Source organism: Plebeiibacterium sediminum (assembly GCF_026013605.1).
GTDB classification, from domain to species: domain Bacteria; phylum Bacteroidota; class Bacteroidia; order Bacteroidales; family Marinilabiliaceae; genus Saccharicrinis; species Saccharicrinis sediminus.
Map to the genome: position 1 here is coordinate 56,039 of NZ_JAPDPJ010000032.1, position 10,295 is coordinate 66,333.

Consider the following 10,295-nt stretch of genomic DNA (forward strand, 5'->3'; position numbering starts at 1 on the left):
TACAAATTATAACGAAGCTAAACTACAACAAACTTTTATTCATAAATAAAAACAAATACTCCAAATCTCAATTTTTAAATATAAAATATCATTTTTCTTAGTTAAACCAAAAATAAAACAATTAGCTAACATGGTTTGTTTGCCCTTTAAGCAACAAAAGTTTATTACCGAACTATGTTATTAAAGAGTAACAAAAGTCATATGATACAATTATAGCATATGAGCGTTTATTTATAAATTGCAAAAAAATAAATACAATGACACCAGAAATTACACTCGCAACAGAATTAATTGATTTTATTTATAATAGCCCCTCCCCTTATCATGTGGTTTCAAATATTTCAAATACACTTGTATCAAATGGATTTGAAGAACTTAAGCTAACTGATAAATGGAAGATAGAAAAGGGTAAAAAATACTTTACAATCAAAAATGGTTCAGCAATATTTGCGTTCAATACCGGAAACAATGACTTACCTGCTTCCGGCATTAAAATGATTAGTGCTCATAGTGATTCTCCAGGTTTTAAGATTAAACCAAACCCGGAAATGCTTGTGGAAAATAAATTACTAAAACTTAATACAGAAGTGTATGGAGGCCCGATTTTAATGTCGTGGTTAGACAGACCGCTTTCTATTGCAGGAAGGGTGAGTTTAAAATCGGCAAATCCATTGTTCCCTGATCATAAATACATTGATTTTAAAAAGCCAATACTCATCATACCTAACCTTGCCATACATTTAAACAGATCAGTAAATGATGGTGTGGCACTTAACCGTCAAAAAGATATGCTTCCATTAATGGGAGTAATTAATGATACTTTTGAAAAGGAAAATTATCTTTTAAAATTATTAGCAGATAAACTAGAAGTAAATCCACAGGACATCATTGATTTTGATTTGACGCTTTACGAATACGAAAAGGGTTGCATAATGGGGATAAACGACGAATTTATCAGCTCACCAAAACTTGATGACTTAGCGATGGTTCATGCTGGTTTAAAGGCTCTGATTAATTCAACAAACAACACAAATACGCAAATGCTGTGTATTTTTGATAATGAAGAAGTCGGTAGTCAGACCAAACAAGGAGCCGGATCACCTGTTCTGGCTAATATTTTGAAACGCGTTAATTTTGGCTTAGGTTATGATGAAGATGATCTATACAGAATGATCTATAACTCATTTATGATTTCAGCTGATATGGCTCACTCAATACATCCTAACCAAACAGAAAAGCATGATCCGGTATTACATCCGGTAATGAATGGCGGACCTGTAATTAAAATACATGCCAACCAGAAATATACAACTGATGGAGATTCCGGAGCTGTATTTGAAACCATATGTCAGACGGCCAATGTGCCCTATCAAAAATTTGTAAACCGTTCCGACATGGAAGGAGGTTCAACATTAGGTAATGTTTCTTTAAGTCAAATTGATTTAAGATCTGTTGATATAGGTAATCCTATGCTAGCTATGCATTCTGTAAGAGAACTTGCAGGAGTCAAAGACCATTTATATGTAACACGAGCTTTTGAAACGTTTTACGATATTTAGAATCAATTAAGAACACTATTCAAAAAGTTATAAAAAAAGGAAATCACCAATATCGCGTTAAGGTGATTTCCTTTTTTTATTTCTTATCTAAAAGATAGAAATGTTGTAGCTTATTCTAATGATAGTGAGTCTACTCCCCTTTCTTCTTGTCCTCATTTACTTTTTCCCAATACTCCGGTAACGAATGATAAATTGCAGACTGTATATTGGTACGCACATCAGTTGTTATCAATCGCTTATTATATTGATTAGGATGAATTCTGTTTGATAAAAACACATAAACCAAATTGTATTCAGGATCTACCCAAACTAAAGTGCCTGTAAATCCTGAATGACCAAATGAAGAATCAGATGCTTCATTACATGATGGACCTGATAATGTTTTATCCTGAACAGGTTTATCAAACCCAATTCCCCTGCGGTTATCCTCTCTCACTGTTGAAGTAAAACGCTCAATAGTCTCAGGCTTTATATACTGAATTCCCCCATAAGTACCTTTATTCAGGTACATTTGAAGTATTTTGGCAAGATCTTCAGCTGATGAAAAAACACCTGCATGCCCCCCAACACAACCCAACATGGCAGCCCCCGGATCATGCACATAACCATGCACTAATTCCCTTCGCCAGGCCTTGTCATTTTCTGTTGGAACGATATCATTCTTATCATATTTTGACAAGGGTTTATACAAAGTTTTAAAGGCACCTAAAGGCTGATAAAAAGTTTCCCCAACATATTGATCCAATGATTCTTTATACGTCTTTTCCACAATCTCTTTGATATAATAATAACCTAAATCACTATACCGATATCCAGGATTCTCATCAACTTTAGATGTATCTATGCCCATTTTTATAGAATCCAGATATTCATTATTCATATAAAGTTTATCGGCAACCTTAACATTGAATTTACCACCACCTGAATGCCTGAAGATATCAGACCTATATCGAACTGATCGATTCATATAAACCCAGGTATCCAACTTAATATTATACTGACTTGAATATCTTTTACTATAAATATCACCTTTTAAGCGATCCTTATCAACAGCTCTTAAATAAAAAGGAATCCAGGCCTCTAATCCAGCCTGATGAATAAGCATATCCTGAATTTTAATACCTTGTTTATTTGTTCCTATCAAACGAGGTAAAAAATACGATAACGAATCCTCTAATTTCAACTTGCCTTCATCATACATCTTCATCACAGAAGGAACTGAAGAAACGATCTTGGTTACCGATGCTATATCATACATATCACCTACAGAAACATGTTGTTTTTTATCATAAGTATGATAACCAAAAGCCTTATTATAAATAATATCACCATCTTTTGCAACCAAAACCTGACAACCTGGTGTTGCTCTTTCTCTGATTGCTTTGTAAACAATCTGATCTATTATTCGCAATGTATCAGAGTATGCTTTTTCATAGGCAGCCCTATAACCTAATCGTATTTTATTGGTTAAAAATCCTGTTCCAAAATCAAAATGACTATTAATATTTTTAGCCAACATTCCCTGTGCAGGAATACCACCAAACAGTATTTGCGCAGCTATTTCCTGAGATTGCTTTCCTGCTTCAAACGAGAGCAATATGGCCTTAAAAGGATGCCCTTTAGGTAAGGCTGCCAGTCTGTTGCCCGAGCCAAAATGCACTAAAATTAATTCTGCTTTTTCAGAGATCTGATGTAAAAAGGAATATAACTTATTGGTTTCTTCCTCAGTAAACCAATCACCATTTACTCCAACAATAATTTTATCATAACCTTCAGTTTCTCTTCTTATGTTGAGTAAACCATCTTCATCTGGAATATTCTCTGTACTAAAATGATCACACTTGGTATATTTTGATATCATTTTTTGAAAACTTGATTTCCCATCCACACCAATATGTATTGAAGCATATTTTTCATCTGAAACGTTATCAAATGGGATAATATCTTTATTTTCCAATAAAACACATCCTTTCCTTCGGATATTATTCACAAATAAATCCATATCCTCTTCTAATGATCTTTTATTAGCGTCATATAAATGCTTACCACAAAGCTCCTGATAAAGCAGCATCTTTTTACAACTTTTTTCAAGAATACTTTCAGGTAACATCTTTTTCCCAAAGATCCTTTTTAGCTTTTTATAGTCTTCTGAATAATCATCAGTATAAATAATACCACCTAAACTTAAAATAAACTCCAAAGGAGGCTCTTCATATTGATCTAATATTCTTTGAAGATCATGCCAATGCAAACTTGAAAAATAATCATACTCCGACACCGCAGCATAATTTTTTAGTACATTAAACTTAATTTCATGCGATACAAGAACCTGCTTTGGTAATTTATAGGTATTAGCTATATAATAGTCATTTTTTACATCATCGATTTTATAAGGTATAGCAATTCTGCCATAGGGCTCCAGAAAGAAATCATTGCTGCTTTGATCATCTAAGTGGAAAAGCAACGAATAAGGAGACTTCATTGAAAAAAAGAAACCATTTTCTTTTTTCTTATTTAGAACATCAGTCAGTAAATTAACAGACTCTTCATTATTACCTGCTAAATAAGCGGAACGAATCATAACATCTGACAACATAGGATTTTCCACTCCACATATGTCATATAGTTGATCAATATTTACAAGCCCACAAGAATGATCAAAATTCGTCGCAGGACTATTAATATTGGCGGTCCAAATGTTATTTGATGATATTATAATAGCATTGATTTTATCATCCAGACTCATTGTTGAATAAACAGAATCAATTTTATTATAATTTACCGGATATTTATTTAAAGCATTTAAATGAAATATAAATGTGAATGTCGAAATTAAAATCAGTATATATTTTGTCACTTTTTATGTAATCTTTAATTATTTCTCTTACTACTATTATTGCATCTATTAGACAATCTCAAAATTAATGTTAATGTTTGATTTTATCCTTATTTATAAAGGATACATTTGCATGTTTTTTTAAATTATTTTATTTGGTAAATAGTAATACAAACGCTAAATTAGCAGCATATACTTTATGAATTGGAACACTGACTTACACATTATGAGTGAAAATATAAGTAGTTCTCTAAATCAAGATTGGGGAGATAAGGTTATTCTTGTTGTGGAAGATGTTGACACTAACAAGATATTTTTTGATGCTGCACTACGTAAAACCAGTGCAAAAATACTATGGGCAAAAGATGGTCAAGAAGCCATAGATATGTACAAGGAAAATGATATTGACTTGGTACTTATGGACTTACAACTCCCAATACTTGATGGCTACACAGCAACAAAAGAGATCAAAAAAATAGATAGCAAAGTGCCCATTATTGCACAAACTGCACACGTTATGTCCGGGGAAAGAGAAAAATGCTTAGAAGCCGGATGTGATGATTACCTGGCAAAACCTATCAGATTACAAATACTGATGGAAACTTTATCAAAATATTTAAACGCTTAAGAAAGCAATTATTATCATTACAATATACAGAAAGCTTTAGTTAACTACTAAGGCTTTTTTTTTATATCTATACGTCTTACAAATAAAAATCTCACTCTATTTATAAAAGACAAAAAGCCCATCTGTAACCAGATGGGCTTTCCGCTGTTTGTTTGAAAATGTATCTCGTATAAGTTTATACTAATTTACTCAGCAACTACTTCAAAGTTAACTTCTACTTTAACTTCTCTGTGTAGTTTAACTGTAGCTACGTATTTACCAATTTCTTTAACTTGGTCTTCTTTAATAGAAATATTCTTACGTTCCACAGTGTAACCAGCTTTTTCTAAAGCTTCTGCAATTTGAATAGTATTTACAGAACCGAAGATTTTACCAGTTGTACTTGTTTTAGCGCCAATAGTTAATGAAATTCCTTCCATTTTTTGAGCTAATTCAAGAGCATCATTTTTGATTTTCTCTAATTTATGAGCTCTTTGACGCAAATTCTCCTCATGAACTTTGATAGCAGAAGGAGTAGCTAAAACTGCAAGCCCTTGTGGAATAAGGTAATTTCTACCATATCCAGCCTTTACCTTTACAATATCATTTGCGTGACCAAGGTTGGCTACATCATCTTTTAATATTACTTCCATTTTTTATCCTCCTGTTTTTATTTCATCAAATCAGTAACATAAGGCAACAATGCTAAGTGACGAGCACGTTTAATAGCAGTTGCAACTTTTCTTTGATACTTTAACGACGTACCTGTTAAACGACGAGGAAGAATTTTTCCTTGCTCATTTAAGAATTTTTTAAGGAATTCAGGATCTTTGTAATCAACATACTTGATCTTGTTTTTCTTAAAACGACAGTACTTTTTCTTTTTGATCTCTACCGATGGAGGAGTTAAATATCTGATTTCACTTTGATTTTGTGCCATGGCCTATTTCTCCTTTTTTTCTTTGATGGTTTTTCTTCTTTTCTCACTATAAGCTTCTGAATGTTTATCCATTTTAAATGTTAAAAAACGAATAACACGCTCATCACGACGAAAAGCAAGCTCTAGCTTGGCAATCACATCAGGTTCAACTTTAAAATCAAACAAGTTATAAAAACCTGTTGATTTCTTTTGAATAGGATACGCTAATTTACGTAATCCCCAATTCTCTTCGTTTACAATTTCGCCTCCGTTGTCTGTAATAACAGTGCGGAATTTTTCAACCGCTTCCTTCATCTGAACATCAGATAAAACGGGAGTCAAAATGAAAACGGTTTCATAATGATTCAACATAATTAATATAATTAAATTATTTAATGCGGGCGCAAAAGTAGTTATTTTATTGCACTTAACAAATTTTTCAATCTAAAATATGCACCCATAGATAATTACACTATAAATTAATACAATTAAAGTAAAAAAGATAGAAATCTAAATTCAGACTTCTATCTTTTCTAATTCATTATAATATAATAAGTTCTGATACTTATATAACCTGATCCGGATTATGTCCAGAGAAATACTTCATAAACTGAACTCTCTCAAACTTCTCTGAGTTTTCTTTAGGTTCGTGATGTACACTACCTCTGAACTCATCAATGCTCAAATAACCTCTCTTATCCATCCACAACTCAATATTCTTGAGCATTCCAGCAATGGAACCCAGACCATCTTTATACAATTTAGATACTACTTGTACTGTTGTTGCTCCGGCCATAATCATTTTAATAGCTGTTTCTGCACTATGAATTCCTGTACTGGCAGATAAATCACAATTGACTTTTCCTGACATAATAGAAATCCATCTCAAAGTATTATAGTAATCCTGGTCTGACGAATAGGTTCCTCCAGCCTTAACTTCATCGGTCATAATGTCAAAATCCACATTATAAAATCGATTAAACATGGTAATGGCATTAACTCCTGAATCGTCCAATTTCTTAATCATTGCTGCCAGATTCGATGAATATGGTGCAATTTTAATACAAACAGGAATAGAAATATTTTCTTTTACTTTATCTATTATCGAAAGATATAGCTTCTCTTGCTCTTCAGGTTTTTGATCAATATCAAAAGGTAATTTAAAAACATTTAATTCAAGGGCATCAACTCCTGCTTTCTCAAGATTCTTTGCATAAGAAATCCATTCGCCTGATGAAGCACAATTTAAACTACCTATAATAGGAATATCAATTTCTTTTTTAGCCTCTTCAACGAGTGTAGCTGTTTTTTTAAGAACATCGTTCTTTAATTGATAGTCGAAATAATCTAAAAACTCCAGATTATTATCCTGATAGCCCAATTTCTTTTTTAGAGTATCTTCATGCTCTTTAATGATTTCCTCTTCAAAAATTGATTTTAATACCACAGCGGCAGCACCACTTTGAGCAATACGTTTTAATCCTTCTACCGAAGCAGTTAATCCACAACTTCCAACAATAATTGGGTTCTTCAAACGAAGTCCCATATATTTAGTCTCCAATATCTTCATTCCAATTGTATTAGTGATTAGACCATTGGTTTTATTTATTCTTCAAATATTCATCCATTTTCTGAGCTGCCTTTCGACCATCTCCCATTGCTAAAATAACGGTAGCTCCACCTCTTACAATATCACCTCCTGCAAACATTTCAGGCATTGAAGATTGTAATGTTTCCTCATTAACCTGAATGGTACCCCATGAAGTGGTTTTTAATTCTGGTAAAGAATCCGGTACAATTGGATTTGGAGACACTCCAACACTAACAACAACAGTATCCACTTCAATTAATTCCTCTGATCCTTCAACAGGAATTGGTCTGCGTCTACCGCTGGCATCCGGCTCTCCTAGTTCCATTTTTTGAACTTTAACCTGATTTACCTGCCCTTTTTCATTGGCAAAATATTCAATAGGATTCGCCAGTGTCATAAATTCAACACCTTCTTCTTTAGCATGCTCAATCTCTTCAAGACGGGCCGGCATTTCTTCCATACTTCTACGATAAACAATCATAGCTCTTTCAGCACCCAATCGTTTTGCCGTACGCACGGAATCCATAGCGGTGTTTCCTCCACCTACAACCATCACTTTATTGCCACTAACAACAGGTGTGTCGGTTGTTTGATCTGCAGCATGCATTAAATTAATACGAGTTAAATACTCATTGGAACTTAATATTCCAATATAATTTTCACCCGGTATATTCATAAAACGAGGTAAACCTGCTCCACTACCAGTAAAAAAGGCTTCAAAACCTTCTTCTTTTAAATCTTCAATAGAAGCCGTTTTTCCTACTATAAAATTGGTTTCAAATTGAACCCCCATTTTTTTAAGGCTTTCAATCTCAACATCTACAATATTATTTGGCAAACGAAACTCCGGAATACCATATTTTAGTACTCCACCTATTTCATGTAAAGCTTCAAAAACAGTAACATCATACCCTTTTTTAGCCATTTCGCCTGCAAAAGTTAAACCTGCAGGACCAGAACCAATACAGGCTACTTTTCTGCCGTTTTTCTCTTTTATTTCAGGAATAGAAATCTGACCAGACTCTCGCTCATAATCAGCAGCAAATCGCTCTAAATACCCAATTGCAACAGGTTCTTTTTTTAACTTTTGGGTATAAAAACAGTTGGCCTCACATTGTTTTTCTTGAGGACAAACCCTACCACAAACAGCTGGCAATGTACTTGTTTCTTTAAGAACTTTAGCAGCTTCTAAAAATTCACCTTGTTCAATTCTTTTTATAAACTTAGGTATGTTAATTTCTACAGGGCAACCTGTAATACAAGTAGGATTAGCACAATCTACACAACGAGTCGCTTCTTTTTGCGCCTGCTCTTGTGTTAAACCACTATTTACTTCTATATAAGACTGAACTCTTTCACTGGCATCAACTTCATTCATTTTTACCCTTGGAACATCAGTTCTGTCTTTTGCTTTTATTTTTTTTCTTAACTCCTCACGCCATTCTTGTGAACGCTCAGATTTTAAATAACTATTTCTGTCTTCCATTTCTAGGAATCTGATTTCTTTATTTTATTATGTCTGGTGAATATTGTTTAGCTAAATCAAGAATTATTACTGATGACTTTTTAAGTAGTTTTCATCAGCCTTCTTCTCAATATCCTTATAACCATTTAATCGAAGCAACATTTCATCAAAATCAACCTGATGTGCATCAAACTCTGGTCCATCCACGCAAACAAATTTAGTTTTTCCTCCAACAGTAATTCGGCAAGCACCACACATACCAGTACCATCTACCATAATTGTATTAAGACTGGCTAATGTTGGAATATTATGTTTTTTTGTTGTTAAGGCTGCAAACTTCATCATAATAGCAGGGCCAATAATCATAGCTTCATCAATATTTTCCTTACTAATAGCCTGCTCCATTCCTTCAGTCACCAAACCTTTTTGACCATATGAACCATCATCGGTCATAATAATCAACTCATCTGAAAATGCTTTAATTTGGTCTTCAAGAATAATAAGATCCTTCGTTCGTGCAGCGATAACGGTGATAACGCGATTACCAGCTTCTTTATATGCCTGAACAATAGGAAGCAAAGGTGCAACACCTACTCCTCCACCACACGCTAAAATAGTACCTTTATTTTCAATATGTGTAGCCTGCCCTAATGGTCCAACTAAGTCGGTAACATATTCACCAACCTCCAATGAAGCTAATTTACGAGATGAAACTCCAACTTTTTGAACTACTAAAGTAATCGTTCCTTTTTCTCTGTCGGCTCCTGCAATTGTTAACGGGAATCTTTCACCTTTCTCCCCAACTTTAACGATAACGAAGTGACCAGCACGTCTTGCTTTTGCAATACGGGGTGCTTCAATATCTATTTTCACAACGTTCTCTGAAAAGAACTCTTTATTAATTATCTTAAACATTCCTAAAATAGGTATTCAAACTTTATCCAAAAACATAATGTGAATTCAAACCTTTTGATTCAATCAAAACATTAGAATTCAAATAAACTGTACAAAAGTATGATAAAAATCAAAAAATCAATAATTGAGAGCATCCTGATTCAAATAAATATTATATCAATACTTATTTTCAATACATTATAACTCAAATTTATTTACAGAATACTGTTGTTCTATTTAAAAATTCTGTTTTTATACATACTCCATTAATACAACATCATTAACTATTAAAATAGATGTTTCTATATAAAATATCTTATTTATCCACTTAAATAAACCACTATGGACTGAAAGTCCATAGTTTTGAGCGACCTGAATGACTAAAAGTCATTCTTTAGCTCGTTTCTCATCTATTCTAAGATGA

The 10,295-nt window shown here is 33.2% G+C and carries 9 protein-coding genes; 2 read left to right on the top strand and 7 right to left on the bottom strand.

The features are described from left to right. The first annotated feature begins 257 nt into the window (after positions 1-257). Complete coding sequence (locus tag OM075_RS14055) at positions 258-1,559, top strand: M18 family aminopeptidase (protein WP_301191161.1); 1,302 nt, start codon at positions 258-260, stop codon at positions 1,557-1,559. A gap of 130 nt (positions 1,560-1,689) precedes the next feature. On the opposite strand, the gene OM075_RS14060 is transcribed toward OM075_RS14055, so the two are convergent. Further along, positions 1,690-4,416, bottom strand: a complete 2,727-nt coding sequence (locus tag OM075_RS14060; RefSeq protein ID WP_301191162.1) for a serine hydrolase domain-containing protein — start codon at positions 4,414-4,416, stop codon at positions 1,690-1,692. Positions 4,417-4,621: 205 nt separating this feature from the next. Here OM075_RS14060 and OM075_RS14065 point away from each other — a divergent pair, with 205 nt between their 5' ends. Beyond that, positions 4,622-5,023, top strand: coding sequence for a response regulator (locus OM075_RS14065; protein ID WP_301191163.1), 402 nt, complete (start codon positions 4,622-4,624; stop codon positions 5,021-5,023). A gap of 185 nt (positions 5,024-5,208) precedes the next feature. Here the strand turns inward: OM075_RS14065 and rplI are convergent, their stop codons facing one another. From rplI to OM075_RS14095, 6 genes are all read right to left on the bottom strand, one after another. Continuing rightward, entirely contained in the window at positions 5,209-5,655 is a 447-nt protein-coding gene (rplI, locus tag OM075_RS14070; RefSeq protein WP_301191164.1) for a 50S ribosomal protein L9, read from the bottom strand. A gap of 17 nt (positions 5,656-5,672) precedes the next feature. Next, the gene (gene rpsR / locus OM075_RS14075; protein ID WP_138531849.1) at positions 5,673-5,942 is read right to left on the bottom strand and encodes a 30S ribosomal protein S18; all 270 of its coding nucleotides are present in this window, start codon (positions 5,940-5,942) and stop codon (positions 5,673-5,675) included. Between the two features lie 3 nt (positions 5,943-5,945). Continuing rightward, positions 5,946-6,293 (bottom strand): 30S ribosomal protein S6, encoded by a 348-nt coding sequence (gene rpsF, locus OM075_RS14080; protein WP_301191165.1) that lies wholly within the window; start codon positions 6,291-6,293, stop codon positions 5,946-5,948. Between the two features lie 193 nt (positions 6,294-6,486). After that, complete coding sequence (locus OM075_RS14085; protein ID WP_301191166.1) at positions 6,487-7,491, bottom strand: dihydroorotate dehydrogenase-like protein; 1,005 nt, start codon at positions 7,489-7,491, stop codon at positions 6,487-6,489. A 31-nt stretch (positions 7,492-7,522) separates the two neighbouring features. Further along, positions 7,523-8,998, bottom strand: coding sequence for an NADPH-dependent glutamate synthase (gltA, locus tag OM075_RS14090; RefSeq protein ID WP_301191167.1), 1,476 nt, complete (start codon positions 8,996-8,998; stop codon positions 7,523-7,525). Between the two features lie 66 nt (positions 8,999-9,064). Then, positions 9,065-9,892 carry a sulfide/dihydroorotate dehydrogenase-like FAD/NAD-binding protein gene (locus tag OM075_RS14095; RefSeq protein WP_301191168.1) on the bottom strand — a complete coding sequence of 276 codons (828 nt, stop codon included), beginning with the start codon at positions 9,890-9,892 and terminating at the stop codon, positions 9,065-9,067. Between the last annotated feature and the right edge of the window lie 403 nt (positions 9,893-10,295).

What these genes read in the sequence shown, in the direction of transcription:
- OM075_RS14065 (WP_301191163.1), top strand. Translation starts at nt 4,622, where the DNA reads ATGAGTGAAAATATAAGTAGTTCTCTAAATCAAGATTGGGGAGATAAG.
- rplI (WP_301191164.1), bottom strand. Translation starts at nt 5,655, where the DNA reads ATGGAAGTAATATTAAAAGATGATGTAGCCAACCTTGGTCACGCAAAT.
- OM075_RS14085 (WP_301191166.1), bottom strand. Translation starts at nt 7,491, where the DNA reads ATGAAGATATTGGAGACTAAATATATGGGACTTCGTTTGAAGAACCCA.
- OM075_RS14055 (WP_301191161.1), top strand. Translation starts at nt 258, where the DNA reads ATGACACCAGAAATTACACTCGCAACAGAATTAATTGATTTTATTTAT.
- rpsF (WP_301191165.1), bottom strand. Translation starts at nt 6,293, where the DNA reads ATGTTGAATCATTATGAAACCGTTTTCATTTTGACTCCCGTTTTATCT.
- gltA (WP_301191167.1), bottom strand. Translation starts at nt 8,998, where the DNA reads ATGGAAGACAGAAATAGTTATTTAAAATCTGAGCGTTCACAAGAATGG.
- OM075_RS14095 (WP_301191168.1), bottom strand. Translation starts at nt 9,892, where the DNA reads ATGTTTAAGATAATTAATAAAGAGTTCTTTTCAGAGAACGTTGTGAAA.
- rpsR (WP_138531849.1), bottom strand. Translation starts at nt 5,942, where the DNA reads ATGGCACAAAATCAAAGTGAAATCAGATATTTAACTCCTCCATCGGTA.